Source organism: Paraglaciecola aquimarina (assembly GCF_032464635.1).
GTDB lineage: Bacteria > Pseudomonadota > Gammaproteobacteria > Enterobacterales > Alteromonadaceae > Paraglaciecola > Paraglaciecola aquimarina.
Genome location: NZ_JAWDIO010000002.1, coordinates 4,636,652 through 4,663,616, shown reverse-complemented (window position 1 = coordinate 4,663,616; position 26,965 = coordinate 4,636,652). Strand labels below are relative to the sequence as shown.

General features: G+C 39.4%; 24 protein-coding genes and 2 pseudogenes. 8 read left to right on the top strand and 18 right to left on the bottom strand.

What is annotated here, in order from left to right; genetic code table 11:
- Positions 1–64: 64 nt before the first annotated feature.
- The 14 genes and pseudogenes from RS130_RS23130 to RS130_RS23065 all read right to left on the bottom strand — a co-directional run bounded on the left by RS130_RS23130 (position 65) and on the right by RS130_RS23065 (position 10,002).
- A complete protein-coding gene (locus RS130_RS23130; RefSeq protein ID WP_316027885.1) occupies positions 65–331 on the bottom strand; it encodes a hypothetical protein in 267 nt (88 codons plus the stop codon).
- A gap of 35 nt (positions 332–366) precedes the next feature.
- A complete protein-coding gene (locus RS130_RS23125; RefSeq protein WP_316027884.1) occupies positions 367–666 on the bottom strand; it encodes a hypothetical protein in 300 nt (99 codons plus the stop codon).
- Between the two features lie 80 nt (positions 667–746).
- A complete protein-coding gene (locus RS130_RS23120; protein WP_316027883.1) occupies positions 747–914 on the bottom strand; it encodes a hypothetical protein in 168 nt (55 codons plus the stop codon).
- 47 nt (positions 915–961) lie between these two features.
- A complete protein-coding gene (locus RS130_RS23115; RefSeq protein WP_316027882.1) occupies positions 962–1,654 on the bottom strand; it encodes a lytic transglycosylase domain-containing protein in 693 nt (230 codons plus the stop codon).
- A complete protein-coding gene (locus tag RS130_RS23110) occupies positions 1,651–2,142 on the bottom strand; it encodes a hypothetical protein (protein ID WP_316027881.1) in 492 nt (163 codons plus the stop codon). The genes RS130_RS23115 and RS130_RS23110 overlap by 4 nt, the downstream gene beginning before the upstream one ends.
- Positions 2,143–2,277: 135 nt before the next feature.
- Positions 2,278–2,532 carry a tetratricopeptide repeat protein gene (locus RS130_RS23105; protein WP_316028136.1) on the bottom strand — a complete coding sequence of 85 codons (255 nt, stop codon included), beginning with the start codon at positions 2,530–2,532 and terminating at the stop codon, positions 2,278–2,280.
- A 12-nt stretch (positions 2,533–2,544) separates the two neighbouring features.
- A pseudogene (locus RS130_RS23100) lies at positions 2,545–2,736 on the bottom strand (tetratricopeptide repeat protein); the annotation flags it as partial.
- 54 nt (positions 2,737–2,790) lie between these two features.
- Entirely contained in the window at positions 2,791–4,203 is a 1,413-nt protein-coding gene (locus RS130_RS23095) for a sel1 repeat family protein (protein WP_316027880.1), read from the bottom strand.
- A gap of 67 nt (positions 4,204–4,270) precedes the next feature.
- Positions 4,271–5,185, bottom strand: a complete 915-nt coding sequence (locus RS130_RS23090; RefSeq protein WP_316027879.1) for a hypothetical protein — start codon at positions 5,183–5,185, stop codon at positions 4,271–4,273.
- A gap of 79 nt (positions 5,186–5,264) precedes the next feature.
- Positions 5,265–5,537 carry a nucleotidyl cyclase domain-containing protein gene (locus tag RS130_RS23085; protein WP_316027878.1) on the bottom strand — a complete coding sequence of 91 codons (273 nt, stop codon included), beginning with the start codon at positions 5,535–5,537 and terminating at the stop codon, positions 5,265–5,267.
- A complete protein-coding gene (locus tag RS130_RS23080; RefSeq protein WP_316027877.1) occupies positions 5,521–6,210 on the bottom strand; it encodes a GGDEF domain-containing protein in 690 nt (229 codons plus the stop codon). Before RS130_RS23080 ends, RS130_RS23085 begins: the two co-directional genes overlap by 17 nt.
- An 8-nt stretch (positions 6,211–6,218) precedes the next feature.
- A complete protein-coding gene (locus RS130_RS23075; RefSeq protein WP_316028135.1) occupies positions 6,219–6,509 on the bottom strand; it encodes a response regulator in 291 nt (96 codons plus the stop codon).
- A 119-nt stretch (positions 6,510–6,628) separates the two neighbouring features.
- On the bottom strand, positions 6,629–9,178 hold the full coding sequence (locus RS130_RS23070) for a PAS domain S-box protein (RefSeq protein ID WP_316028134.1): 2,550 nt from the start codon (positions 9,176–9,178) through the stop codon (positions 6,629–6,631).
- Between the two features lie 23 nt (positions 9,179–9,201).
- Positions 9,202–10,002, bottom strand: coding sequence for a PAS domain-containing protein (locus tag RS130_RS23065; RefSeq protein ID WP_316027876.1), 801 nt, complete (start codon positions 10,000–10,002; stop codon positions 9,202–9,204).
- Between the two features lie 426 nt (positions 10,003–10,428).
- Between RS130_RS23065 and RS130_RS23060 the strand changes: the two genes are divergently transcribed.
- Complete coding sequence (locus tag RS130_RS23060; RefSeq protein ID WP_316027875.1) at positions 10,429–12,603, top strand: glutamine synthetase III family protein; 2,175 nt, start codon at positions 10,429–10,431, stop codon at positions 12,601–12,603.
- A 598-nt stretch (positions 12,604–13,201) separates the two neighbouring features.
- On the opposite strand, the gene RS130_RS23055 is transcribed toward RS130_RS23060, so the two are convergent.
- From RS130_RS23055 to RS130_RS23040, 4 genes are read right to left on the bottom strand one after another with little or no spacing between them, the layout of a single operon-like run.
- Positions 13,202–14,827 (bottom strand): hypothetical protein, encoded by a 1,626-nt coding sequence (locus RS130_RS23055; RefSeq protein WP_316027874.1) that lies wholly within the window; start codon positions 14,825–14,827, stop codon positions 13,202–13,204.
- Positions 14,827–15,696, bottom strand: coding sequence for an XrtA-associated tyrosine autokinase (locus RS130_RS23050; RefSeq protein WP_316027873.1), 870 nt, complete (start codon positions 15,694–15,696; stop codon positions 14,827–14,829). Before RS130_RS23050 ends, RS130_RS23055 begins: the two co-directional genes overlap by 1 nt.
- Positions 15,693–17,276, bottom strand: a complete 1,584-nt coding sequence (locus RS130_RS23045) for an XrtA system polysaccharide chain length determinant (protein WP_316027872.1) — start codon at positions 17,274–17,276, stop codon at positions 15,693–15,695. The genes RS130_RS23050 and RS130_RS23045 overlap by 4 nt, the downstream gene beginning before the upstream one ends.
- 32 nt (positions 17,277–17,308) lie before the next feature.
- Positions 17,309–17,923 carry an XrtA/PEP-CTERM system exopolysaccharide export protein gene (locus RS130_RS23040; protein ID WP_316028133.1) on the bottom strand — a complete coding sequence of 205 codons (615 nt, stop codon included), beginning with the start codon at positions 17,921–17,923 and terminating at the stop codon, positions 17,309–17,311.
- Positions 17,924–18,051: 128 nt separating this feature from the next.
- Here RS130_RS23040 and RS130_RS23035 point away from each other — a divergent pair.
- The 7 genes and pseudogenes from RS130_RS23035 (at position 18,052) to RS130_RS23005 (ending at position 26,936) form a co-directional block, all read left to right on the top strand.
- Positions 18,052–19,471: pseudogene (locus RS130_RS23035) on the top strand (TIGR03013 family XrtA/PEP-CTERM system glycosyltransferase).
- A 1-nt stretch (position 19,472) separates the two neighbouring features.
- A complete protein-coding gene (locus RS130_RS23030; RefSeq protein ID WP_316027871.1) occupies positions 19,473–20,303 on the top strand; it encodes an XrtA system polysaccharide deacetylase in 831 nt (276 codons plus the stop codon).
- A 15-nt stretch (positions 20,304–20,318) separates the two neighbouring features.
- Positions 20,319–21,779, top strand: a complete 1,461-nt coding sequence (gene xrtA / locus RS130_RS23025; RefSeq protein WP_316027870.1) for an exosortase A — start codon at positions 20,319–20,321, stop codon at positions 21,777–21,779.
- A gap of 2 nt (positions 21,780–21,781) precedes the next feature.
- Complete coding sequence (locus RS130_RS23020; protein WP_316027869.1) at positions 21,782–22,594, top strand: glycosyltransferase family 2 protein; 813 nt, start codon at positions 21,782–21,784, stop codon at positions 22,592–22,594.
- Positions 22,595–22,597: 3 nt separating this feature from the next.
- Entirely contained in the window at positions 22,598–24,490 is a 1,893-nt protein-coding gene (gene asnB, locus RS130_RS23015) for an asparagine synthase (glutamine-hydrolyzing) (RefSeq protein WP_316027868.1), read from the top strand.
- A gap of 3 nt (positions 24,491–24,493) precedes the next feature.
- On the top strand, positions 24,494–25,648 hold the full coding sequence (locus RS130_RS23010) for a glycosyltransferase (RefSeq protein WP_316027867.1): 1,155 nt from the start codon (positions 24,494–24,496) through the stop codon (positions 25,646–25,648).
- A gap of 127 nt (positions 25,649–25,775) precedes the next feature.
- Positions 25,776–26,936, top strand: coding sequence for a putative O-glycosylation ligase, exosortase A system-associated (locus RS130_RS23005; RefSeq protein ID WP_316027866.1), 1,161 nt, complete (start codon positions 25,776–25,778; stop codon positions 26,934–26,936).
- The last annotated feature ends 29 nt before the right edge of the window (positions 26,937–26,965 follow it).

Here is a 26,965-nt window from a genome sequence, read left to right as displayed (position 1 = left end):
CGGTGATGGTTTCGGTTGTGAGCTGGTGTTGGTCGAGCCAATTGCTGATAGCTCGGGACCGTTACTAGGTACTGGCCTCTGGAATATGTTGTTTCAAATAACTGTAAATTAACTTTTGTAATCGAGATGACAACTGCTTAATTGCATCAGTGCTGGCGCCAATAAGGGATTGTTCGATGTGTGCTAATTGAGCAGGTTCTATGTTCACAATAAACTCTAACATGACGGCTAAGACGCCAATGCGAGTAGCGGAAATCGCGAATTCGCTTTTATCAAATTGCATGTGTAAGTAGTCGTCTCCCATGTAAAGCCGAATACTATCTGTTTGCATGGGCTGACTAAATGCTTGACGGAAAGCTTTGGGCTTTATGTTCTGCTCAACCCAAAAAAATTGAGCAATGGTGAGGTTGAGAGCGTAGTTGAGCTGGAAAATGGATGAGTGGTGCTTGAATTGGCTACTGACAACTGAGAGCGATTCACCACAGCCCAACACAAAAAACTTAATTCATAACAAACTGAACCGTAGTTTCTGCACACGATATCTTGAGATAATTGCTCAACATCTTTGCTGTGGTATTTATTTCCATTTAGGCCTGGCGTTTCTTTTAGTTGAGCGAATACGGATTTGAGGGTTTCGCTAATACCATAGTTGATAATACTGCTCATTTGGCCCAACTGAAAAAGTGGTTATAAATATAGCCCCAATTTAACCAACAAATAGAATGTAATCAAAGACTTTCGTTTGCCTAATCGCTATAGATTGATTCCCACTGACGCACTTTCGCTATACGAGCTTGAATACTAGTTGCTATCGCTTTGGGCTGCGGGAAGTGCGCGGGTTTGGGTCCGTCAGTTTGCAGCCTACTCGGTGTGGCTGAGGTGACAGTGGCAGTTGAATCGCCGGATGTAATCATGCTGACATTAGGATCCGCGGCGCTTTTGTCAACTGAACTTTTTGTGGTTAGGGGGCATGTTTGTAGTTGCGGGTAATGTTATGTATACGCAAGGCCCGCAAGGTGGCGATTTGCGGATTTTGCCAGTGATGATTATTGGATATTCCATTCTTGGCTCTGGCTGCATGCGTCGTAGTGGTAGGTGTTGGTTTTGAGGCAAGTATTGTCTGCGGCTTATTATCTAAAGACCCATACCGACCAGTATTTTGCAATAATGCGTCATGCTTTAGAAAACTCTGTTGTGCGCTCATTACTTTCTCTACATACTGTTGGGTGGCAGGGATAACACTTAACTTGCCAAAACGATCTTTCACTGCGGATCCTCCGTTGTAGTGAGATAAGGCTATGTCCAACCGACCATCATAACGCTCGAGTAACTGTTTAATGAATTTTATCCCTATTTCGATATTAACCGCCGGATCAAATAAACGTTGGCGGTTGACTCCAAAGCCTTGTTCAGCAGTGCGAGGCATAATCTGCATCACACCTTTTGCTCCTGCGTGGCTCAATGCTTGAGGGTTAAAGTCCGACTCTACTTTGGCGATAGCTAAGGCTAAGGACGGTGAAATGTTTTGACGAATGGCTTCGTCAATGACTTTGGCTTGGATTTCTTGTGGATCGTAGCTAAAAGAGGCTAAAGCGCTATGGTTGATAGCCAGTGTTAGCACGCCAACTATTGTGATTATTAACGAAACTTTCATTGTATTTTCTCCAATTGCTGTAACCAACTTTCATTTAACATGGTGATAGATAGGTTCGGATGGTTGATTTGTTTTCGTAGTGTCATAACTTGCAACATAGGCAGATTGTCCTGCACTGCTAAGATCAGCGGTTGCTGCTGGCTGAAACTGACAAAGGTGTTGATGTTTAAAGGTTTGAGCTGTTTATCGTAAAATTGATTCGCGAAGTAAAAAACATACTGCGGGTCTGGTAATTGGCTTTTTTCTGCCCCAATACTCGGGTTTTCCGCTGTCAATTTTAGTTGCGCTGTGTCAGGTAATGCCGCTGACGGTTTGGTCTCATATTTGGTGGTTTGCTCTGGTAGGCCAATGGAAATTAAGGCTAGGATCAATAATGCAAAAAATGCCATAGATAAACCTAACGCCACCTCGGTCATCGCTTGAGTGCTGGTGTCGTAATGGGACTGTCGTACATCTGATTGTCGGAATTGCTTAGCTGGTTGTTGCATATGTCACCTCTGATTGAGGTTATGCAACACTTAGAGAGACTTTTACTTTAATGGTAACCGTTATTTACTGTATAGACAGAGTACAGAGTACAGAGTGACATGTGCGGTGTAGGTTACGCCTCGCCCTAGATAGCCTTAGTTGTCTAACATGCGTAAATTGATGCTAGCGATTTGGTGACCTTGATCCGCAGCCTGTCGATATAGTTTTTTGGCTTTGGCTAAATCTTGATTTACGCCCAATCCTCTTTCATACAATTTGCCTAAGCGGTTTTGTGAAATAGCATCACCTTGTAGTGCCGCTTTTTCAAACCAGTACGCCGCAAGTTGATGATTTTGAGCGACACCTTGCCCTAAGGAATACAAATAGGCAAGTTGTTGCTGAGCATTCATGTGGCCTTGCGTGGCGGCCATTTCATACCAGTGAGCGGCATTGGTGTCATCCTTCTTAAGGCCTGTTCCATTGGCGTAGAATAAGCCAAGTGTGGCTTGTGCTTGGGCATGTCCTTGTTGCGCAGCTTGTTCAAACCAATGGGCGGCTTGATGTAAATCTTGTTGTGTACCGACTCCATCTTGGTGCATTTTCGCTAATGAATATTGAGCCGAGGCATCACCTAGTTTTGCCCCTTGATGGTAGTAATATAAAGCTTCCTAGTAGTCTTTTTCCTGAAAATAGAACTTGTCTGCTAGGGTGTTAATTTGTTGTTTCTTTTGCCGCAACTGTTGTTGTTCACGTAATACTGCTAATTGCTGTTTGGCTTGTTGTCTGTATTTTCCATCTAACTTAGTATTCAAATATGTTTGATAGGCTTGGCTGTCATTTTGCCGTCTTGCTTGTTGCCATTGGTTCTCATCATCTTGAAAACTGTTAACAGCGGCTTGAGCCAATATGGCATGTTGTCCTTGTGGCCAAACATTTAAGTACTGTTGATAGGCTTGTAGCGTATTTACGCTTGTAGCCTGTTGCCATGTTTGCAGCTCTCTGCGGCTTTGTTTGTGTTGTTCTGTTTCTTCTTTTTCTACGACGGCTTCGGTCATCTCAACGGCTGCGGAGTGTGTGTTCGTTGTTTCGGGTTGCGGTGTTGGATCAGGTTCAAGGCTAGGATTTGAAAATAGAGCACTAAAAAATGTAGTCATCGTTGTCCATGGAGCAGAATTCTGTAAATTAGCAGTCCATGATTCAAGGGATTGGGTCGTTAAGTCGAACCTGCGTGTTGTGTTGTCATATTCAAAGTGCAGAGACTGGCTAGAGAATTGGTCTAGTTGCTCCAGTTTAAGGCTAAGCTGTGAAGCGGTTAATTCAGAAGTGTATTGGTAGGAGCGATTTATTTTGGCTGGTCGTTCTGCGCTGTTACTTAGGGTGTCGGCAAGCAAAGTATCGGCGACATATCCATCTAGCTGCTTTAAATATTGGTCAATTCGTTGTAATTCTGTGCTGCTGAATTGATGTAGATTTAGCAAGTAGCGAAAACGTCGTGGAAATGCATTGAGCTTCTCGCTTAACACCGCCCCTAAGTCTTGTGCCAACAACTGCAAATGCTGATTTAACCAGCTAGTTAAGCATTCGTTAATGCAGTCTTGCAGAGGCAGCGGCACAAGGCTATCAACCTCAAAAGAGTCTTGTTGTATGCTGGTTTGTAAATCTAGTAGCCTGCCAGATAAACTGAAATGCCAATACTGAGAATGTGACTGTCGTTGCGAATAGGCGGTAAGCTGGTACAGCAGCGCTAAATTAACTTCTTTACCTGATGATAGCGCAGCCCTTTTTATGCGGTTATCGGTTAACTGTGAGCAGTCTTCGATAATACAATTGGCTAAACCCAGATAAGGCCCATGCAATACATCAAAATCGTCTTTGCTTAGGGCCGTGGTTAAGCCTTGAGAAATGGCACTATGCAGGTCGGCTAAGGGAGGAAGCTCTAAAGGCGTGCGGTAATTTGTGTCAGGCAATACAATAATCTGCCAAGGTTCATTGGCAAAACAGCTTTGCACATAAAGGCAAAGTAGGCCAAATATTGCGCCTATTTGTTGTGGTCGAAATTTACCTATCAATGCATGGGTCATCTTTGCTGATTATTGCTCTGGGTTGATGGCTCATGTTAGCAGGCGAGGTCAAATGAATTCAATTACTTCACCAACCCTGAGTAATGTCTCGGTGTGGTTTGTCTCCGCGAAACGTAATGCGCTTCAAGTTAAATTTATTGCCTTGAAAGTGAATAGTGGCTCGCATATCGAGTTCTGCTAACACCCGCAGAATATTGCGGTTGAGTTTGGCAGTACTGCTGTTGGTACGGTACAAGATAGTAGTGCGGGTATGCCTTTGTTCAGTTGGGCGATGAGAAATATAACCAGAGAATACCAATAAGTATTCTTCAATTCTGGCCACTTCTTGAGGGCTAAACCCATCAAACTGTAAGTAAAAGTCACTGGTTATTTGAGTGTTAGAAGACCGATTGTCAACTGCCGTGTCAGGATTTTCACCATTTATCAACCAATCGAGTTTTTCTGCTAGAACAAAGCCTAACTCATCGCCTAGCCCTGTTGCTTCATTGCCTATTTCTTCGAGGATACAGGCTTGCTTTACACAGGTGTAAGGGATTGCCCAAGCATTGGAACTCTGGACTTCGAAGCTATCCAAAAACTGGCCAGACTTAGCGTCCAGCATGCGTCCTTGTATTCGTGCTTGGGCCTTTTTACTATATTCATTGGTTTGTACAGATGCGTATGTGCTGAATATTACCACTAAATCTATCGGTGGGTTGACTACCGAACGGGCTATGTCCAATAGCTCTGCGTCACTTCTTTGTGTTCGTCCTTGCTTATATTGGTTTAAGGTTATCGCGGTTTCGTCATATACATTGACTATGTGATTCAATTGTTGACTTACACTGGTATGTACCCGTTTATTGATCCGGCTATCTCTAGCAATAGAGTCTTTATCTGCGTCTTCTATCATGACGAGTAAATTTACACTATCGGCGGCATATGAAGACGATAGTGCTCCAAATGCTAATAGTATCAGGACAAATTTTGATAACCCATTCATTGACGGTTCCTTAGTTTTAGCCATTACAAATGATTATTGATGGTTATGCAAAACTTAGAGGGGGTTTTTTGGTGAAGTGTCACTTAGTAGAGCTGGCGCACGTATTATCCGATGCTGCAGTCGCTGGCCCGAAGGGGGCTTGATTTTCTTTGTCTAAGTACATATTTTGATCTGCTTTTTGCATGAGCTCAGCGCAATTTTGTGTGCCTAGCCCTCGAACAGCGCCGCCTATTGCTATCGATATATCCACATAAACGAGTTGGTCATCGGCTGAATGAAGTGGGTACTTGCCATTTATCACCGATCTTTTGTTTTCTATAATTTCAGCTAATTTCTCATCTGATCTCCACATCTGGTGCGATCAATACGAACTCGTCTCCGCCGTAGCGACAAATAAAATCACTTGCTCGATTAAACATTTGAAAACGGTCAGCCACATGTTGCAATATTTTGTCGCCAATAACATGGCCATTTTCGTCGTTAACCGCTTTAAAACCGTTTAGGTCAAACATTATTAATGCATAAGGGCGTTGGTATCGATCAAAGTCGGCTTCAAAGTTCTCTAACCTGAGATCAAATGTGGTTCTATTATATAACTTGGTTAATTTGTCTTTTATCGCCCGCTGCTCTAGGGCTGTGAAGAGCATACTGCGTTCTTTGGCAAAGCGAATAGCTTTCATGAGTGAAGAGGGGGTGATTTCTTCTTTGATTAAATAATCTTGAGCCCCCAATTGAATTGCTTCAACTCCTAAGGTTTCATCGTTACCTGTTAATACAATAATAGGAATATCAAGGCTGATCGCTTTTACTGCGACTAGGGTTTGGAGTCCTGTGCTTTCTGGCAGGTTTAGGTCAATAACTAATAAGTCTGGAGTGATGAACTCTATCGCCGTTTGTAAACTGGATAATGAGTCGAAACTAACGGTTTTATATGTAGAATTTTGATCTGCGTTAACGATGTTATTAAAAATATATACATCGTCAACGCTGTCTTCAAGTAAGTATATGGTTAGTGTTGCCTGCATGGTCGCCATTACCCTTGCACATTGGTATTGAAGTTAAACCAATATTCAGAAAGTACTGAAACTAGCGCAGATAGCTCAGTTAAATTATCTGGTTTGGTTAAGTAGGATTTTACTCCAAGTTGATAAGCGGTTTTAATATCAGATTCGTTATCTGAAGTGGTGTAGGTCACAATAATTAATTCTTCGACCTGACCCAAATCATTTAACTTTTTTAACACGCCTAAGCCATCTAGTTTAGGCATATTTAAATCTAATAAAATCACTTTTCCATAACAATTGTTATTTTCAAGATGGTCGATAAGCTCTAACCCATCATGTAGTGCTATGACGTTTGGTTTTTGGGGAGTGATTCACATGCCATTTTGAAAAAGTAAACATCATCTAAATCATCTTCTACTAAAATAATATCAACCATCATTTATAAGCCTTTAATATTAATTTTAGGCAAAATAATCCTAAATTCACAGCCTTCAGTTACATCATTCATACAAGTAATCGTTCCTCTGTGTATAGATAAAATTTGGCGACATAAGGCTAAACCAATCCCACTACCTAGGTATCTCTCTTTACTGTGCAATCGCCGGAAAGGCTCAAATATTTGTTCAGTAAATTTATTGGCTACACCAATACCATTGTCTGTAAAGATGATTTCAATGTCTTCTAATCCATTTACTAAGCTTATATTAATAAATGGATTATTGTTTTTATTTTTGAACTTAATGCTATTGGCTATTAGATTTTGAAACAGCTGAACAAATAAGCCTTTATCTACATTTAATATGTAATCAGTATTGAGAGTCTCAATATGAGCTTGCTGCTCTTCAATCAAATGACTCAGTAAATCAATACTCTCTTTTAATATTATATCTAATGAGACAGGAGAGATTTCGAGCTCTGAGCTGTTTATTCTAGATAACTTTAGTAGATCTTTTATCATGTTGCGCATTCGTTCTGATGCACTAACTAAGCGAGAAAATTCAAACTCGATATGTTCGTCGTTTGCTCTTTGTTGCTCTAACCTTTGGCTTAACGAGTTAGAAAAGGCGGTAATTTTCCGTAAGGGTTCTTGGAGATCATGGCTAGCAATAAATGCAAAATTTTCTAAGTATTGATTTGAATCTTGCAGCTTTTCGAGCAGCAACGTTTGTTCGGTGATATCGACAAAGGTACCTAGCATTAGCTCTGGTGCCCCATTCTTGTCAAATTTAACAATAGAATCAAAAGAATAACACCATACCCAATGGCCATCTTTATGCTTAATTCTCATTTTGACTGAGAACACTTGGTTACTGGTTGCGCTAGTGACTTTGGCCATATGTTGACGCATTTTGTCTCTGTCGGCCGGGTGATAGAATTGTTCTAAATCTGTAGCTTGGTTTAATTCTTCAATCTTGTAGCCGAGGATTTCGGTGTAGCGAGCATTGAATGTGGTATTTTTGTTTTCTTTTAAATCATATAAATAGAGTCCACATATTGTGGAATTTATAATTTTCTCCAAAAATGTTTTGTTATTCTCTAGTTCTATTTCTACATTTTTCTGCTCAGTAATATTGACTGCGGTGCCGATAATTTTGGTGACTTTATTACTTGAATCAATAATTGGATAGAGATCTGTGCGAAACCAATTTATCTCATGATTAATTTCGATTGATTCCACATAACTGAGGTGTGTCGCTTTGCTGGCACAGATAGAATAATGGTTACGATATTTCTCGGCTGCTTCAGTTGTAAAAATAGCAGGTGTAATTTCACTAATGGTCTTATTTTTTATTGCGCTTTCCGTGACACCAATAGTTCTGCAAGCTGTAGGGTTGAATACGAGGAAGCGAAACTCATTATTGGCTTCTACATTTAATACCCAAATTGCATGGCTTGAGCCTTCATAGATCGTATTGAGAAACTCTGATTTTTCAGCGGCTTCTATTTCTAACATTTTACTCTTATGGATGTTACGTATCGATCCTGACATCAACACTGGCTTATTTTGCTCATTAAATAGGGAGTTGCCGATACTTATAAACCAGTTATATTCACCATTCTCATTCAGGCCTAGGTATTCGACCTCGTAAAGAGAATGGGTGGCGAAATGGGTTGCTATCGCCTTGTCTACTTTGGCTCTGAAGTCGGGATGAATATGTTCGAACCAGTGCTTGTATTCTGGGTAAGCTTCATTTGATTTGCCTATCAGCTGCATGAATTTGGGGGAGAAGTTCACTTTGTCTTCGACTATGTTCCATTCCCATATACCGTCTTCAGTAGCAGAAACAGCTCTGGCTAATTGCTCATGAGATTGCATTAAGCGATTTTGAACTAACATTACGTCAGTCAAATTTGTATAAGTGATTAGCCAAAAGAACTGCTCGTTATAGGCATAGGTAGAAATATGCAGCTCCACCGGAAACATTTGATCGTACTGTGGTTTTATTTTGGCGAGCATAGTTAAACTTCTATTTATCTTAGAAGCTTTCGCTGAGGTTATTTTGGCAAAAATGATTTGGTCTTCGGTATTTTCAAATTCTATGAAATCTTCAAATTTGATTGAGTTCAATTCAGAGCGTGAGTAGTTTGTATCTGCTAACAGCCGATCATTGGCAATTATTAGTTTACCTTCGCTGGTGTATAAAACTGTACCTAAAGGTAACTTCTCTAACATAATGTTAGTCATTCTCGTTTCACCAAGCGTGACTTGCATTTGCTTCAGTTGTTCATAAGATTGTTTAGCTTTAGTTATACTCTCTTTTAGTTCTTTTTCGGTTTCCAGTCTAGCGCTGATATCTCTAATGGTTGCTGTAGCAAATTTGACGTCAGATATAGTTGAACTGCTTAGACTTATTTCGATAGGTATTAAATTTTTATCTTTGTGCTTGCCATATAGATTGGGGCGGTTTTGAGCCATCAGGCGGTTTTCAGGCTGTGTAAAATACTCTGATAAATGTTGGTGATGCTTTTTTGTGACAACATCAGGCAATAGTATGGATAAGTTCTGGCCAATCAATTCGTTTTTTTATAACCGAACAGTGATTCTAGCTGTAAATTACAATTCGCAATGGTGCCATTCTCTGCCACTCTTATCATGGGGTCAGGTGCGTGTTGCATCAACAATTCGCCGTCTTCTACCGTTGTGATGAGATCTTGCGTGGCGGACTTTAAATAACTTAGCACTTTCAACAGTAAAAACGAAAAAAGTAAGACCAGCGCAAATAAAAAGCTACCAAAATACATCCAGTTCATTGCTTGCTTAAAAGCTAATGAGGTGTCTTGCTGCTGTTTTATATTTAGCTCATGTGTTCGGTTTTTTAATATTGACAGTGCTTGTAGTGCTTCCTCATCACTCTGTTTAACTAGCTCATCTAAGTCTTTTACAGCTAAATTAGACGTATTTTTCAGTAGCAATAACTTGGCTTCGTAAGCAGCGACTGTCATTCTGATACTCTTTACCGCGACTAGCTCTTCTTCATATTCAAAATACGAATTTAGATTATCTAAAGCCTGATTAATTTGCCGGATGTCCTGCTTGAGTAATTGCCAGTTGGCGGGATCTTTTCTGATCAAGTAGTTTTTAAAATTATGGATGAAACCACCATAACCTAAAGCTGACTGTAATTTTGCTAGCTCATCGCTCACCATAACCATTTTAGACGTGTATTGATGCCATGATTGGTTGATAACGGTAAATCTGTTGATTAAGCCAATTGCGTAGAAACTAAATAGAATGACAAAAACTAAGATAAATCCCGTTACATAGTTTGAGTACTTACCTAATCTTGCGAGTTGTTTCTTTTTACTGTTCATTGTCAATAAACGAAGCGTTTCTGAATGATGTAACTGCAATTTATCACACATTTACGTAAGAATAGATACAGGAAAGCCTTTTGGGCTTAATACTCATGGAGTTTAACTCGCTAATACCGCGCATATCGCTAGTGTTTTTATAGCGTTATTGAGAGACTGATGATACTCGCGTTGTGAAGCATAGGCGCCTGAGGAACTCTATATTTTTCGACAAGCTCAACATCGTGTACAAGTAAACACAATCGAATGTTGGCAAGATACATTACTCTAAAATTGACTTAATTGTAGGTTTCATCATAGTAATTACTTTTTTTAATAAAATTGGCCTAATAGCTGCTTCATAACTCGTTAGACATGGCTAGGTTTTTCCTTAGTAGTAATAGGTAAATCTTGCCACTCCTCTATGATACAAGGTAAGGACAACAAATGACTGGATTAAACTCGCGAAAAACAGCGGTAAATGAAATAACTAATCGCGCACCAAAAGAGTGCGAAATGACTGAGTCTTTGAGTAAAATTTGGGCTTCGGATGTATTTAGTTTAGGGGCGATGGAAGAAGCGCTTTCAAAAAACGCCTTCAAAGCGATGAAAAAAACCGTGCAAACGGGAGCACCATTAGATGCGGCAACGGCTGACGTAGTTGCTGCTGCCATGAAAGATTGGGCAATGGCTAGAGGCGCAAAATTCTTCTCTCATATTTTCTATCCAATGACCAACATCACTGCTGAAAAACATGATGGCTTTATTGTCACTAATTCAGATGGCGGGGCTATAACTGAATTTACTGGTAGTTTGTTGATAAAGGGTGAGCCTGATGGTTCTTCTTTCCCGAACGGTAGTTTACGTATGACTAATGCGGCGCGTGGGTATACCGCTTGGGACCCATCTAGTCCAGCATATGTGATGCGTACCGCGAATGGTGCTACGCTAATGATCCCTAGCGTGTTCATGTCTTGGACTGGTGAAGCGTTAGATAAAAAGATCCCACTTCTTCGTTCAAATAAAGCGATGGATAAGGCTGCCCAAAGAGTACTTAAGCTAATGGGCGAAACAGACATTGCGACGCTAAATTCTAGCTGTGGTGCTGAGCAAGAGTATTTCTTGGTAGATGAACACTTTGCCAATGCGCGCCCAGATTTATTATTGGCAGGTCGCACTCTGTTTGGTGCGCCTCCAGCTAAAGGGCAGCAGTTTGATGACCATTACTTTGGCGCCATCCCTCAGCGTGTTCAAGTGTTCATGCAAGACTTCGAAGATAAACTGTATCGTCTAGGTATTCCTGCGAAAACTCACCATAACGAAGTTGCTCCAGGACAATTTGAGATAGCGCCTTATTTTGAAGCTGCCAATGTCGCGGCAGATCATCAACAACTATTAATGACTTTGATGAAAAGCACGGCAAAAGAGCACGGCTTTTTATGCTTACTTCACGAAAAACCTTTCGCTGGGGTCAATGGCTCTGGTAAGCACGTTAACTGGTCGGTAGGCAACGCGACACAAGGTAACTTACTTGATCCAGGTAGCACTCCACATGATAATCTTAACTTTTTGCTCTTTTGTGGTGCAGTAATTCGTGGTGTGCACAAATATGGACCATTGCTAAGGGCGGTTATTGCATCTGCAGCCAATGATCATCGCTTAGGTGCCAATGAAGCGCCACCGGCTATATTGTCTGTTTACTTAGGCGATCAATTGGAAGGTGTATTCAATGATATTAAAGAAGGTAAGTTACTAGAAAAAGCTAAAGGTGGCCTAATGGATTTAGGGCTTTCACAAATTTTACAATTTGAGAGAGACCCTGGAGATCGTAACCGTACTTCACCTTTTGCTTTTACCGGGAATCGTTTTGAGTTTAGAGCCGTAGGGTCATCTCAATCTGTTTCAGGTCCTTTAGTGGCGATGAATACAATGCTAGCTGACTCGCTAACTTGGATAGCCGATAAGTTAGAAACTGTATTAGCCAAAGGGGAAGATAAGACCGCTGCTGTTATCACGGTTTTACAAGAGTTGATGTTAGATCACGGTAACGTTATTTTTGGTGGTGATGGTTACTCAGCTGAATGGCACACCGCTGCTGTTGTTGAACGTGGTCTGAAGAATATTCCGACTAGTGCTGACGCATTGCCAGCCTTTAAAGAAGCCTCAGTGGTAGAACTGTTCAAGTCAACGGGTGTGCTTTCACCAGCAGAACTTGCCAGTCGTTTTGAGGTATACGCAGAACAATATGTGTTGTCTATTGAAGTAGAAGCTAAATTAGTGATTGGTATGGCAAGTACAAGGATCTATCCGGCAGCGATTCAATATATTGATAGTTTGGCCAGTGCTGCAACTAATTTAAGTAAGCTGAATATTGAAATTAGCCACAATAGTATCGATCATATTGTGAGTGAAACTGACGCAATGATGGCGGCAGTGAGCAAACTTAAAGAAGCAATGGCTGTTGAAGAGTTTGATGACGAAGAAGCCCACATGAATTATTGTGCAAATGTCTTGTGTCCTCTTATGTTGGAAGTGCGTTCTCACGCCGACGAATTAGAGTTGGTTGTTTCTGACGATCTATGGCCACTGCCTAAATATCAAGAAATGTTATTTATTAAATAACCTGTCAAAATTAATGTTGCTCCAAAAAGCACAAGGTTTACATCTTGTGCTTTTTTTCTGCCTTGAGTTATATCAATTTCATCAAATAACTATGCCCGTAGAACAATTCTACGGCTTTTGAACAAGGTGACGCTGTACAGAAATGCTTGTTCGAATACTTTGACGTCGTGCAAAACCCGCTGGGACGCTCTCGCTGTGTGTATATTTATCGGAGTTGGTACTCACACTTTGATATCAGTGTGATGTTGTTCGAAGAAGGTTTTGTCTTTGTATTACAAGCTGTGGGCAATGTTTACAGCAGTACGCCAAATATGCGCTATTGCTAGTGTTTATTTAGACTGAGTTCTGGATAATAGCTATCGTTTAAGCGAAGCACTAGTTTGGCTAAGCAATATCAATATAATTCAACATGTTTTGGCCACCTAACCTCAACTAAATCTTCACTCAGTGACGAAATTTCCGTGTATAGCAAGGCGGGTAGTCGTACTTAATAACGAGTTGTTGCTAGACGAATCACACAAATAGCATCACTAAAAGGGCTGGGAGTGAACCAAAATTGCTGCACTGAACGTGCTTGTCGAACGAGGAGCAGAGAGATTTAATCAAACTCATATTTTAGTCCGAGCGTGATACGTTTATCTGTGACTAAGTCAGTTTCTATCGCACTAGTGCGGTCAAGATATCGAGCATTTATGACTAAGCTAAAGTCTTCTGTTAGTTTACGATTGAAGTCTAACCCAATGTTTCTTATAGTGCTATATTCATCACGATTATACTCTTGCGTGCGACTGAGATTATAGCTGAGCCCTATACTAGTTCTATGGCTCAAGGTAAGTAAAAAGTTCAAGATAGCCGATTTAGTTGATTGATAGCTATCGGATTCTAAATAACTGTTTTTCTCGTATCGCGTTACCAATGACACTTTCACTTTGTTTTTTTCATAACCTAAATTGAGGCTTCCCGCTTTTCTAAGCAAAGTCTGCTCAGTAATATCGGTCTCAACGTAGTTTATATTTATGTATTCTTCACCCGGCTTTAAAATATAATCTGTACCACTTGGCTGAAAACAATTGGCAAACTCAGTCGAACCAAACTCACAAACGAAAAGGCCTGATGTATTGGAGTAGCTTAATCCTCCAAATGTGTTGACCTGCTCGTCATAGGTTATTGAACTGCGGAAGTTTTTTAACTTATGTGAAAAATCGAATGAATAGGCATTGCCGTAGAATTTTTTACTGACTCTCAATGCTAAATCGGTTCTGTCAGTAAAGGCCCAATTCGTATTTAGGCCAATAAAGTTAGTGGTATTGTCTTCATTTTCTTCCAATTGATTGTAAGTGATGAGTATATTGCGGTTTTGTTTAGGAGCCCAATTGAAGCCCACGCCATAGCTGTTTGAGTCTAAATCTAGCCTGTTAAATCGTTCGCCTTTATATTCATCCATACTGCCGACTAAGGTGAAACTAAGTTTAGGTGCAATACCTACCCCAATAGTGGCGTCGTGGTTTAGTGATTCGAAGTCTTCTAAATCTCTTTGCTCTGAGTGGTTATAACTGGTTGATATATCGAAAGAGAAGTTTTTAGCACTTCTGCCTTGATAAAGTCTAATAACAGAGGATAAGTTTGCGCCGTCGTATCCCGTTGAGGTTTCATCATCGGGATTGTTGTCATCAACAGTATCGTCAGAATTGGATTTTGCATAATTAGCTTGAAAATTTAAGCCAATATATTTGGGGTTCGGTGTATTGAAATTAAAGGTAGCATTATGGGTTTGAAATTTTGTCAGTTCCCCAGGAGCTAAAACAATATCACTCACCAAACTTTGCGCCTGACTGGCTGCGCGGTATCTTTGGCGGCCATTCAGAGTAATATCCATAACGTTTTCGATCAGTACAACTTTACTGTCATATTGAAATTCGGTGTACTGTTTATCACTATCGACATCTGCAGATTCATCGTTCTGCAGTTTTGCTATTGTATTGACAGCACTGATTGAAGCGGTCAAGCCTTTGCTAGAGAATATACCCGTCAACGACGGTTTGATCACTAGCGCCTCGTTTGAGACAAACTCACTTTCTTGGCCATTTGCTGTTTCGTAAAGATAGGCTTTTGTATCTACGCCTCCTTTAATTTTTAACTCGCCCGAAAAAGCATGGCACGAAATTAAACCCGACAGTAACAAGCTTAGGTTAACTAGGTTTTTGTTATCCAAGGTGAGTGACATTAGTTCCGATCTGCCCCTGCATAATAATAGCCATAACCGACTGTATCTATATTTTCTCTTTCTGATTTATTCACGACAAAGCCAATCGCCATATCTGGATTTAATTGCTCAACAGCCATTTGTAAATCAACTAATTTAGTTTTAGATTCTTCGCTTACTACCAAAGCTTGCCCGGCTAAGTTGGCTAGCACGGCGGTTTCGTTAATACCTAATAAAGGTGGCGTATCTACAATAACTACCCTATCGGTATATCTATTCGCAAACTCTTCAACAGCATCATGCATCCTTTCACTTGCCAAAAGCTCCGTTGAAAGGTGGTGAGATTTTCCGGCTGAAATAATCTTTAAATTCTCGAGATTAGTTTTGCACATGATGTCTGCAATATCTTCCTTTTCACCAAGTAGATATTCCATTAAACCTTCTTTATTTTCTAGCTCTAAGGTTCTCATTACGTTTGGTCGTAACACATCCGCATCAACTAGCAAAACTGTTTTATCTTTTTCTAGTGCAATGCTTAGCGCTAAGTTGATAGCAGTAAAGGTTTTGCCTTCTCCTGGACGAGAGCTGGTAACCATGATTATATTGCTGTTGTTTAAAGACTTAGATAGCGGGCCAAATGCATTATTGAGTAATTTTCGTTTAATCGCCCTGTATTCTTCATTAATTAACTGTCTTTGTGAATTAGTCGCCACAAATCCTTTATTGCCTAAATTTTCGAAATTAATAACTAAGTCGTCAATTGGGCCACTTGGTCTAGATTTCTTGACATGAGTTGGATTGGGCTTGCGCTGTTGAGCCTTTTCAATTGAGCTTTCTGTGGTTTCCTGTTGTTCATTCTTTTTCTGAAGTGCTTTTTCAATTGAGTTCATGAGAAAATCCTTGCATAAATGTCAATCTTCATAATGTCTGCTGCGATTAATACCCCGTATGCACCGACATTCATGCCAGAAGAAAGTAAGAAAATAAACAAACGCTTACGGGCCACTTTCTTCATTTTAGCTTTATTGAGATGGCTAACAACGCCTAGTACTGGATAGCCAGTTAACTGGGTTAATTGGTTTGGTCTAATTAAAATCGGGTTAATTTGACTTAACAAGAATGCCACACCAAAACCAGCGCCAAAGGCTACTATCAACACTAAGGTATACAACAAAGGTCTATTGGGGCCACTAGCTTTATTATTAGCCCTAGGTGGGTCAATTACTCTAAATTGTACGTCTTCATTTGATGCCTCTGCTTTTTGCGCTAAGTCTGAAGACTCTTTTCGAGATAATAGTTCTTCATATTTACGTTTTGTGACTTGATAGTCTCGGTCCAATGCCGTGCGCTCTGCCTCTACCTGAGGAACCAAATCTATTTTCTCAGCTAAGACCTGAATTTTTGCCTCATAATTGTTCTGTCGCACCTTTAACGAAGCTATTTGGCTTTCTAAACGACTTACTTCCAACTTAATCTCACTAGCTACAGAGCCTACTTGAGAGTTTGCTTCGTCTGTATTAGAGGAACTGGCGAGGTATTCCTCAATTTCACTTTTTCTTGCCGTTTTTAATGATGCGAGCAAGTTCTGGGCTTCAATTACATCCGGATGCAGTTCGGTATATTTCAACATTAATTCATCAAGGTTTTCTTCCAAGTTTTTAATTCGGACATCATACCTAGTAGTCAAGGGTGACAGAGAATTGCTGTGGTGTACCGAGAACTCATCAACATTAGGTTTTTGGCTAGTATTGTTACTCTTCAGGGCTACAATTTGTTGCTGAATTTCTTTTATGGTGAGAAGGGTTGCCTCTAAACTTTCCTGTAATTGCGCATAATTTTGATAAAAACTCCCTTGGTTGGGCAAGAGATCTGAATACTTTCGCTTAAAGTTCGCCAGTCTTGTTTCCGCTGCAGAAAGTCGATTTTCATAATCATTAATTTGTTCATCAATGAATTGGTTAGCTGAGTCAGAGTCTTTCCTGCTGTTGCCTTTACTATTTTCAACAAATAAATTTAAGGTTTCTTGTACTACGGTGCGCGCAATTTCTGGGCTGGTACTGCTGTAAGAAATGGTATAAAGGTTATCCCGCCCAGCAGAGTTTAGCTTTATATTCTTAGACATCGAATCAATTAGACTTGAATATGCTTCAGCCGTGGTTGCGGTAATATCTAAGTCTGACTCTCTAGCAATAATCTCTAAATTAGGTCTACTTAATAGGGTTTTGACCATCATCGCTATTTCTTGCTGTGGATTGGTTTGAATTGCTAGTCCTCTAAGTAAAGGTTGAAGAACTGAACGAGTATCCACATAAACACGGGCTTGCGATTGGTAAACGTTTGGCAACGTCAACACATAGAAAAAGCCAATAGGGCATATTAACCAAGTAGATATTATTACGTAGCGCTTTTTAACCCAGATACCTTTTATGTAATTAACTAAAAGCTCTAGGGTTTGTTGAATATCTTGCATTATTTGTTATCCACTTCCTTTTTAATCAACTGCTAATACCAAGCTTCTGGTATGATAATTATGTCTCCTGGTAACATATCAATATTTTGCTCGATGTCCCCTTCTTTAATTAAATCATCAATTTGTAATTCATAGGTTGTCTGTTTCCCATCAACCATTCTAATTAGTTTTGCATCATTGCCAGATGCAAATTCGGTTAAACCTCCGACTGAAATCATTAAGTCTAGCAAGGTCATTTTTTCTGTGTAGTTAATAGCGCTTGGGGTGGTCGCTTCACCTATTACTCTAACTTGTTCACTGAGCGGTCCTAAAAAGTTGTTTACACTAACTGTTACTCTTGGACTGTTTATGTATTTTCCTAGCTCTTCTTCTATTTCTCTTGCCAAGTTTGTAGGGGTTTTTCCAGAGACAACCAAATCCTCAACTAATGAAGTCGTAACCATGCCATCAGGCCGAACGATAAATGATCCTGAAAGATCTGGGTTTCGCCAAACAAAAATCGATAGATTATCCCCCGGGCCAATTAAATACTGATAGTCAGCTACCGATGTAGTGTTTGATGTGTAGGTCGTAGCACTGGGCAGCTTGCCAGAGTTATTCGAACAGCCTGTTGCTAATAAAATTAAAAAAATATCGAATTTGACAATGCTATTTTGTTACGCTTCATGTAAATTACGCTCCTCGATGTTTAACTCACAGATTTGCAATGTACCAAGTTTTAGACTTGCTAGACAACAACAATATTATGAATATTAACACTTTGTGGAATATATAAATGAGCTTTGGTAGTAAGAAAGAGATTCGACGTTCAAATATTTTAATGCTTCTAGAGGCTCTAATCGTCGGATATATGGGGTATATATCCTCACTCTTGTTAAAGTACTTTTTTGGTTTTTCATTACAATCCGTACCCTTCTCGCAGTTGGTATATCAAATAGGTTTTTTCACTGTAGTGGTGATTGTGGCAGCGTTGTCCGTTGGGCTCTATGAATCTAAATTACGGGAAACATTTAGAGGCATTATTAGGCGAATTTTTGTTAGTGTAGCCATTAGTTATTTTATGGTCGAAATAGCAATTAACAGCTTGTTCTTAAATGTAGAAACCAGTCAATATTATTTACCCATTTACGCTGCCCTTACCATCATTGCCCTGACGACCTTTAGGTATTTTGTCAATAGACTAGGGATCCTCGGTTTAGGGCAATCTAAAATAATTGTTATTGGTGCAGGTGAGCGGGCGTCAATTATTGAAAAACGAATGCGCCGCGAAGTGGACCGTTTTGGTTTTGAACTACTTGGTTTTGTGCCAATTCCTTAGCGACAACCGAGAAGAGGGTATTCAAAATGAGAAACTTATTCACGTTAAAATAGATGAAAATTTTAGAAACTTTATTACCGACAATGACATTGATGAAGTTGTTATTGCTTGTGATCAAAGAAGAGGAACCTTGCCTGTTGAGATACTTTTCGATTGTAGATTAAGAGGTGTTGAAGTGACGGATTTGCTCGATTTTATGGAGCGAGAAACGGGGCAAATTGTAGTTAATTTGATGTATCCGAGCTGGGTGATTTACTCTAATGGGTTTAGCTCGCAAAATTATTTGAGAGACGCTCTGGATTACAGTATCAATTGCTGTCTAGCTACGTTAGTTTTATTAGTGATGTGGCCTATCATGCTAATAACTGCTGCGATAATATTTTTTGAAGACGTAAAAGTGAAAGGTGCCTCCGTTTTTTATAAGCAAGAGCGTGTTGGCTTAAATGGTAAACTATTTAAGATCATTAAGTTTCGTAGTATGAAACTTGACGCGGAAAAAGATGGGGCAAAGTGGGCGACCACCAACGACTCAAGAGTGACAAAAGTGGGACATTTTATCCGTAAGTATAGGATTGATGAGTTACCACAGCTGTTGAATGTATTTCGCGGCGAAATGTCTTTTATAGGTCCTCGACCAGAGCGTCCGCAATTTGTAGAACAGCTTATTCGAGAAATTCCATATTATAATCAACGACATAATGTTAAACCTGGACTAGCAGGTTGGGCCCAATTGAATTATCCGTATGGTGCGAGTGTTGAAGACTCTATGGAAAAACTAAAGTTTGATTTATATTATGTGAAACATCAAAGTCTTATGTTAGATATATTGATCTTAATTCGTACAGTGGAAGTCGTTTTGTTTGGCAAAGGAAGATAAATTGAAAAAAGATATTATTAATGCCATGACAGTGGACGTTGAAGATTTTTTTCATGTGTCTGCTTTTGAGTCGGTTATTAGTCCTGATGATTGGCATAAGTTTATGCCCAGAGTTGATCGTAATACCAAGCGCTTACTTGATTTATTTGAGCAACACAATGCTAGCGCTACCTTTTTTGTTTTAGGGTGGGTGGCCGATAAATATCCTGAGCTAATCAAAGAAATATCTGCTCGTGGTCATGAAGTCGCGAGTCACGGTTTTTCTCATCGAAGAGCCACCGAGCAAACGCCAAAGGAGTTTCGTGAAGACGTTATTCGCTCTAAGGCGCTATTGGAAGACCTAACTAATAAAGAGGTTGTAGGTTACCGAGCTCCGAGCTTTTCAATAGGTTATGATAATGAGTGGGCGTTTAATGAGCTGTCTGATATAGGCTTTAAATACAGTTCAAGTACCTACCCAGTTAAGCATGATTTATATGGTGTGCCAGAATGGCCACGGTTTTGTCATCAGCGTAAAGAGGGGATTATAGAAATTCCCATTTCAACAATTTCTCGTAGTACAGGCAATACCGGTATTGGTGGTGGAGGATTTTTTAGACTTTATCCCTATTGGTTATCTAAGCAGAGAATTGATAAATATTTGCAAGAAGAAAGCCAACCTTATAATTTTTATTTCCATCCATGGGAGATTGATCCTGACCAACCAAGAGTTGCAGGGGCTGGACTTAAGTCTAAGTTTAGACATTATGTTAATTTGTCTAAAATGGAAAATAAATTGATAAGATTGTTAAATGACTACAAGTGGCAGTCGTTTTCTGATGTTTACCTGTAACTTAGGTAAATTATCATGACTCTTTTTTCACAAGGTAGTGTAGCGAAGTGGACGTTATCCACAATTTGTTTGATCCTGTTTTTATTAGTATTTCAAAATACCTTTATTTTACTGGTCAACACTTGGTTTGAATCAACAACATTCGAACATAGTTTCTTAATTGCACCTATTGCGATTTGGCTAATCTATCGTAAACAGGCTGAACTATCGAATGCCACTATTAAGCCCGCACCACTACTTTTAGGTGTGGTGGGTGGGTTGTCTCTATTGTGGTTAGTAGGAACAATAGTGGGTATAAATGCACTCTCGCAGTTTTCCCTTTTGTCTATTCCGCTCGTTGCTATATGGGCGTTTTATGGTTTTGATTTTGTTAAAATTATTCGATTTCCTCTTTTCTTTTTAATACTTAGTGTGCCATTCGGCGAGTTTCTAATTCCAAACTTACAAGAGATTACAGCCGACCTCACGGTATTTTTCCTGCAACTCGTTAATGTACCGATCTATAGAGAGGGGTTATACCTTTACATTCCAGAAGGCACATTTCACGTGGCTGAGGCTTGTAGCGGGATCCGTTTTCTTTTTTCGACTATCACCTTAGGTTTGCTAATTACACATTTGCAAATCAAAAGTCGAAAACGCCAGTTTATATTTATGCTGAGTGTTTGCCTAATACCGATCATTGCTAATGGGCTTAGAGCCTTTATGATTGTATTTATTGGTCATGTGTCTGATATGCAAGCTGCGGTTGGTTTTGATCATATAGTTTATGGCTGGGTATTTTTCTGCATTGTTATTATTTTGGTTGTGCTGTTAGGGAATAGAATATCAGATGTTGAAGGGCATTCATCTGCCTCCACTACGGCTTCGGAAATTAATATTTCAGCGCCTAAACCGTTATTGTTAATCGCTTTTTTATGTTCCGTTTGTATAGGACCTGCTATATCGTCAATTTATCATTATAAGTTGAATGCTTTCAAAGAATCTGCCGTCCCAGAAAGTAAACAACTGTCCACTCCATATAAAACGAATCTTGGTTGGCATCCTATTTTCCCCCAAGCTGATGCAGTCTCAATTGGTCCAGATACTAAGGTCATTCAATATGTGATTCAGTATGATTTTGAAGACGAAACGAAAGAACTCATTTCCTGGGAGAATAGGTTATATGACCCAGAATTGTGGACAATAAAAAGTAATAGTTACCACTCATTGGAATATAAGGATGTAAACGTACCCTATAGGCATATTGTTGTGGTTAATTCATTGGGTGTTGAGCGCAACATATTCATAACCTACAAAGTGGCTAATGCATTTTTTAGCAATGAACTGAAAATAAAAGTGTTCCAATTGTATTCGAAGCTGACCTTTACCGATTTCGGTGGTAAAGCACTTATCTCATCTACTTTAGTAAGAGACGATATGGATCCAACTGAAGTCATTAAAAAAATTGTTGATTACAATTCAAGAATAGAGAACTAAATATGGATATTTCTGTAGTCATTCTATCTTTTAATTCGGCTAAATTTATCGAAAAATGTCTGTCGTCATTAACGTCTTCTTTGAAGCAGAGTGAACGAGATTTTGAAATTTTTGTTGTAGACAATGGTTCTAAAGACGGTACCTTGGAGATCCTTTCTCGTATTGAAGGGGAATTAGAAGGACGACTGACGTCTATTTTACTCAGTCACAATACCGGCACTACTTATTCGAGAAATCAAGCCTTAAAACAGGCAAAAGGTAAGTATATCTTGGTGTTAGACTCAGATGCCTATATGAATGAACCTGCATTGACTGGCTTGTCGCAGTATTTAGATGAACACCCCAATTGTGGTATGGCTGTTCCTAGAGTAACTTACGGCAGCGGTAACTATCAGTTGTCTTGCGATACTTTTCCTACCCTATGGAAAAAGTTCCAGCGTTTTCTATTTTTGAAAAATATGGAAGAGCAAGAATCAGACTTGTCAAAAGCTACGGTGCCGGTAAATGTTGATTATGCAATATCTGCATGTTGGATGTTAAAACGAGAGACCCTAGAAAAGGTAGGCTTGTTGGATGAGAAAATCTTTTATTCTCCTGAAGATGTGGATTATTGTCTAAGAGTTTGGGAAGCTGGATATGTCATAACTTACGTTCCTAGTGTATCGGTCATTCACGATGCGCAAGAGTTATCTCGGGGCTTCAAATTAACTAAGTTTCATTTCTCACATCTTAAAGGACTATTTTATTTGATGTATAAACACAAGTATTTTTGGGGGCTGTCATCCCTATATAAGCGATTAGGTAAGGATACCTAATCTATGTGTGGAATAGTGTGTTGGGTTCGAGCAAATGGACAGGTTCATACTGATGATGCATTGTTCAAAAAAATGACCCGTTCTTTAGAGCATAGAGGACCTGATGGCGAAGGCTTTTATGTCAATAAAAGCGTTGCATTGGGTCATACTAGATTGGCTATTGTCGATATTGATAATGGTCAGCAACCTATGAGTAGAGATACTACCGTGGTTACCTTTAACGGTGAAATTTATAATTTCCCTGAACTCAAACAAGAGTTAGAAACCATAGGTTTTGTATTCGAAACTCATTGTGACACAGAAGTATTGCTGCACGGTTGGGCACAATGGGGCTCCGATTTAATCAATAAATTACGGGGCATGTTTGCATTTGTTATTTTAGATAAATTGCAAAACAAACTGTATTTGGTGCGCGACAGGTTTGGTATCAAACCCTTATATTGGGCACTGGCAGATGATGGTGATTTACTGGTTGCTTCTGAGCTAAAAGCACTTAAATTACACCCTAAATTAAATACAGACTTATGTGAACAGGCAATCGAAGATTTCTTTTCTCTTGGTTATATCGTTGAACCAAAATCTATATATAAATCAGTAAAAAAATTAGCGGCTGGTCATTATATGGAGGTAGACATCGATGATTTTAGTAGTTTGTCAGAGCAGCCTTATTGGGTATTGAAAGACCATTTAAATAGTGATTATGAGGATGTTGAAAGTCTTAAACATGAGTTTCAACAGTTACTGAGTGAAAGTGTAAGACTAAGAATGATGGCTGATGTCCAAGTGGGGGCGTTCTTGTCCGGAGGTGTAGATTCTACTGTCATTGTTGGCAGTATGAGTCAGCATACTACTCAAGCAGTCAAAACAAGTTCTATTGGTTTTGATTTATCTGCATATGACGAGTCGTATTATGCTAAAAAAGTAGCCAGCCACTTTCAGTGTGACCATGTTAATACCAGTGTTTCAGTCAATGATTTATCTTTGGTAGACAAAATTGTTGATATTTATGATGAGCCATTTGCCGATAACTCAGCCATTCCTACTTATATATTGAGCCAAGCGACAAATAAATATGTCAAAGTTGCTCTTTCTGGTGATGGTGCCGATGAACTGTTTTTTGGTTATCGCAATCACCAAATGTTTCTATTTGAAGAAAGGTTAAGAAAGATAATCCCATCATTTATGCGCAATTCTTTGTTGTCCGGCGTTGCCAAGTTCTATCCTGAATCTAGATTTATTCCTAAGCTACTTAGAGCAAAAACGACATTCGAAGGTTTGAGTAACGATAAAATAGATGGCTATCACAATGCTATTTCAATCAGCGCTCAAAAAACCTTGCAGACGATCTATTCGGATAAGTTTAAGCGAATGTTGAATAAATACAGCTCTTTAGGATTATTTCGCTCTTTAGCAAAAGAGGTGGGTGAGCAAGAGTCTTTGAAGCAAGTGCAATATATCGATTTTAAAACCTATTTACCGGGGAGCATTTTAACCAAGGTTGATCGAGCGAGTATGGCAAACTCATTAGAAGTCAGAGTGCCGTTTCTTGATCATAAGTTGGTTGAATGGGGCTTAAGAATTAAACCTAAGGTTAATCTAGGTTTGAGAACCGGTAAAAAACTCATAGCAAAGTCTTTTGCTAAGTTAGTCCCTAGTTACATTTTGAATAGAAAGAAAATGGGCTTTACTTCTCCATTAGACGAATGGTTTAGGCAAATTCCGTTAGAGACACTGGAGTCTAGAGTGCTATCGCAGAACCTACTCTCTACAGATTACTTTGATATTCAGGGGATCCATAATATTTTATTAGAGCATCATCAAAGAAAAAAATCATGGATTAACTATATGGTCTTTGGTGATTTTCGAATCGTTTTTAAGCAAGCAGAAGATGGGTGAATTATGAAAATTCTGTACCACCATAGAATTGCTTCGAAAGATGGACAGTTTGTGCATGTGGAAGAATTAACAAATGCCTTCATTGAGCAAGGCCATGAGTTGCGATTTGTCGCACCACAAGTGAACGAACAATCAGATTTTGGCCATGACGGTGGTTTTGTCAGTAAACTGAAACAAGCTTTACCAGCATGGGTCTATGAATTACTCGAGCTAACTTACAGTTTATGGGTTTTTGTTAAATTAGTTATTGCTATTAAACAGTTTAAACCAGAGTTTATCTACGAACGTTATAATTTGTATCAGCCAGCAGGTATCTGGGCCGCGAAACTGTTTAATATACCTATCATCTTAGAAATTAATGCCCCTCTTGTAGAAGAGCGTAGTCGATATAGCGGCTTGTCATTAAAGTGGTTAGCAAAAAAGGTTGAAAACTATACTTGGCGACATGCTACCTGCTGCCTGCCTGTTACCGATGTATTGGCTGATCATCTGCGTCAAGTAGGCGTGGAAGAAGAAAACATAACGGTTATCCACAATGGTGTACGACAAGAATTTATTGATGAAATGCTTGAGACGCCGATTAACCTAGATAAAAAAGAAATTGTCATTGGCTTTACTGGGTTTATTCATCCTTGGCATGGTATGGATAAAGCGATAGAAGCCATAGCCGAGCATAAAGACTTGCCGTTAAAGTTGGTGTGTATTGGCGACGGTTTAATTCTACCAGAGCTCAAAGAGCAAGCGAAACGTTTAGGAGTGGCCGATAAAGTTGACTTTAAAGGCTTGGTCACCAGAGATAAAGTACTGAATTTCGTGAAAGAATTCGATATAACATTACAACCTGATGTAACGGCTTATGCATCGCCATTAAAGATGTTCGAGTATATGGCGGTAGGTAGCGTGATTATTGCGCCTGATTGCCCAAATATTCGAGAGATTTTATCAGACGACAGTGCATTGTTTTTTGAAAAGGGCAATCAAGCCTCTTTTATCGAAAAGTTTATTTATGCAATTGAGAATATTCATCAATTAGATAATATGCGAGCGGCAGTGAAAGCGAGCGTTATTGAAAAGCGGTTTATTTGGCAAGAGAACTCTAAACGGGTTGTACAGTTAGTGAAAAAAGACATCACTCCAATGCAAAAGGCTAATGATTAATGAGTTCGATAGTTTTTTTGATTAGCATGGGGTTTGTTATTTATTTCCTGATAAAAGGGGATAAGCAGGATCAAATCGATCGAAAGGCATTTTTAGCAAAACAAAAGCCAGAAAAGAGAAAACGTAAATGAAGGATCTGCTTTTTGTTTTAATGTTTTTACCGTTCATATATCTCGCGTTCAAAAATCCTTTTAATGGGTTGTGTGCTTGGATTTGGACGGTTATGGCCGTGCCAAAGAACATGTTGTGGGGCTTTGCCTCTGATATTCGGTATACCTATTTACTTGCTCTCATTACTATCATTGCCATGTTTTTGAGTGATGATCCCCTGAAGAAAAAGCCGACTGGCGGTTTGTTTGTATTAATGGTTTTATTTTTAATTCAAACTGGCATATCAAATTATTTTACCTGGGGCAGTAGCCAATCGTCTTGGGGGGTATGGAGTGACTTTTTTAAGGCGATACTTTTTGCTGCGCTTATTCTTACCTTATTAACCACTCGAAATAGAATTGAAACCTTTCTATGTGCTATGTTGCTTGGGATCGGATTTAATATCTTTTTCGAAGGCTTAAAGTTCGTCGTGACGCTAGGTGGCTATAAAATAGTCGGTATTCATAATTCTATGATGACAGACAATAACTTATTTGCTCTAGCTGTATTAATGGTTATTCCCATATACATGTATATTATTCCGCAAATTAAACACAAGTACTTAAAACTAGGGTTTACTGGATTAGCAGGGTTATCGGCTATTTGTGTTATTGGCTCCTATTCAAGAGGCGGCTTTATTGGTTTAGTCATAGTGGGTTGGAAGATTTTTCTTAAATCTAGGGCGAAACTATTTTTTATTATTATGGCTGCCATGTTTAGTGCTGGCGCAATATATATTGCGGCCGACAAATGGACTGATCGAATTCAAACCATTGAAAGTGCAGATACTGACAGTTCATTTATGGGACGGACTACAGCATGGAAATTGGCTACTTTAGCTGCTATGGATCATCCCTTCATAGGAGTCGGGCAAGATTCGGTGCAGCATTCCTTTGTATGGCAATATTATTACGATGATATTGGTCGGTTTGATTTCATTACGCCTAATAACACCTCTAAATTCAAAGCCAAAGCGGCTCACAGTATTTATTTTCAGGTTTTAGGGGATGCGGGCTTTTTGGGCTTATCCTTATTCTTGATGATTTTGATTGGCAGTGTATTGTTGACCAATAGATTACGAAAAAAGCGGAAGATGATTGGATTAAAGCCTTGGCAGCATCAATCAATACTACTTTAATTGTGTATTGCGTTTGTGGGGGCTTATTA

What these genes read in the sequence shown, in the direction of transcription:
- RS130_RS23060 (WP_316027875.1), top strand. Translation starts at nt 10,429, where the DNA reads ATGACTGGATTAAACTCGCGAAAAACAGCGGTAAATGAAATAACTAAT.
- RS130_RS23020 (WP_316027869.1), top strand. Translation starts at nt 21,782, where the DNA reads ATGGATATTTCTGTAGTCATTCTATCTTTTAATTCGGCTAAATTTATC.
- RS130_RS23130 (WP_316027885.1), bottom strand. Translation starts at nt 331, where the DNA reads ATGCAAACAGATAGTATTCGGCTTTACATGGGAGACGACTACTTACAC.
- xrtA (WP_316027870.1), top strand. Translation starts at nt 20,319, where the DNA reads ATGACTCTTTTTTCACAAGGTAGTGTAGCGAAGTGGACGTTATCCACA.
- RS130_RS23110 (WP_316027881.1), bottom strand. Translation starts at nt 2,142, where the DNA reads ATGCAACAACCAGCTAAGCAATTCCGACAATCAGATGTACGACAGTCC.
- RS130_RS23120 (WP_316027883.1), bottom strand. Translation starts at nt 914, where the DNA reads ATGATTACATCCGGCGATTCAACTGCCACTGTCACCTCAGCCACACCG.
- RS130_RS23125 (WP_316027884.1), bottom strand. Translation starts at nt 666, where the DNA reads ATGAGCAGTATTATCAACTATGGTATTAGCGAAACCCTCAAATCCGTA.
- RS130_RS23080 (WP_316027877.1), bottom strand. Translation starts at nt 6,210, where the DNA reads ATGCAGGCAACACTAACCATATACTTACTTGAAGACAGCGTTGACGAT.
- RS130_RS23055 (WP_316027874.1), bottom strand. Translation starts at nt 14,827, where the DNA reads ATGTCACTCACCTTGGATAACAAAAACCTAGTTAACCTAAGCTTGTTA.
- RS130_RS23065 (WP_316027876.1), bottom strand. Translation starts at nt 10,002, where the DNA reads ATGAACAGTAAAAAGAAACAACTCGCAAGATTAGGTAAGTACTCAAAC.
- RS130_RS23085 (WP_316027878.1), bottom strand. Translation starts at nt 5,537, where the DNA reads ATGTGGAGATCAGATGAGAAATTAGCTGAAATTATAGAAAACAAAAGA.
- RS130_RS23095 (WP_316027880.1), bottom strand. Translation starts at nt 4,203, where the DNA reads ATGACCCATGCATTGATAGGTAAATTTCGACCACAACAAATAGGCGCA.
- RS130_RS23105 (WP_316028136.1), bottom strand. Translation starts at nt 2,532, where the DNA reads ATGAATGCTCAGCAACAACTTGCCTATTTGTATTCCTTAGGGCAAGGT.
- RS130_RS23005 (WP_316027866.1), top strand. Translation starts at nt 25,776, where the DNA reads ATGAAGGATCTGCTTTTTGTTTTAATGTTTTTACCGTTCATATATCTC.
- RS130_RS23090 (WP_316027879.1), bottom strand. Translation starts at nt 5,185, where the DNA reads ATGAATGGGTTATCAAAATTTGTCCTGATACTATTAGCATTTGGAGCA.
- RS130_RS23115 (WP_316027882.1), bottom strand. Translation starts at nt 1,654, where the DNA reads ATGAAAGTTTCGTTAATAATCACAATAGTTGGCGTGCTAACACTGGCT.
- RS130_RS23045 (WP_316027872.1), bottom strand. Translation starts at nt 17,276, where the DNA reads ATGCAAGATATTCAACAAACCCTAGAGCTTTTAGTTAATTACATAAAA.
- RS130_RS23010 (WP_316027867.1), top strand. Translation starts at nt 24,494, where the DNA reads ATGAAAATTCTGTACCACCATAGAATTGCTTCGAAAGATGGACAGTTT.
- RS130_RS23050 (WP_316027873.1), bottom strand. Translation starts at nt 15,696, where the DNA reads ATGAACTCAATTGAAAAAGCACTTCAGAAAAAGAATGAACAACAGGAA.
- asnB (WP_316027868.1), top strand. Translation starts at nt 22,598, where the DNA reads ATGTGTGGAATAGTGTGTTGGGTTCGAGCAAATGGACAGGTTCATACT.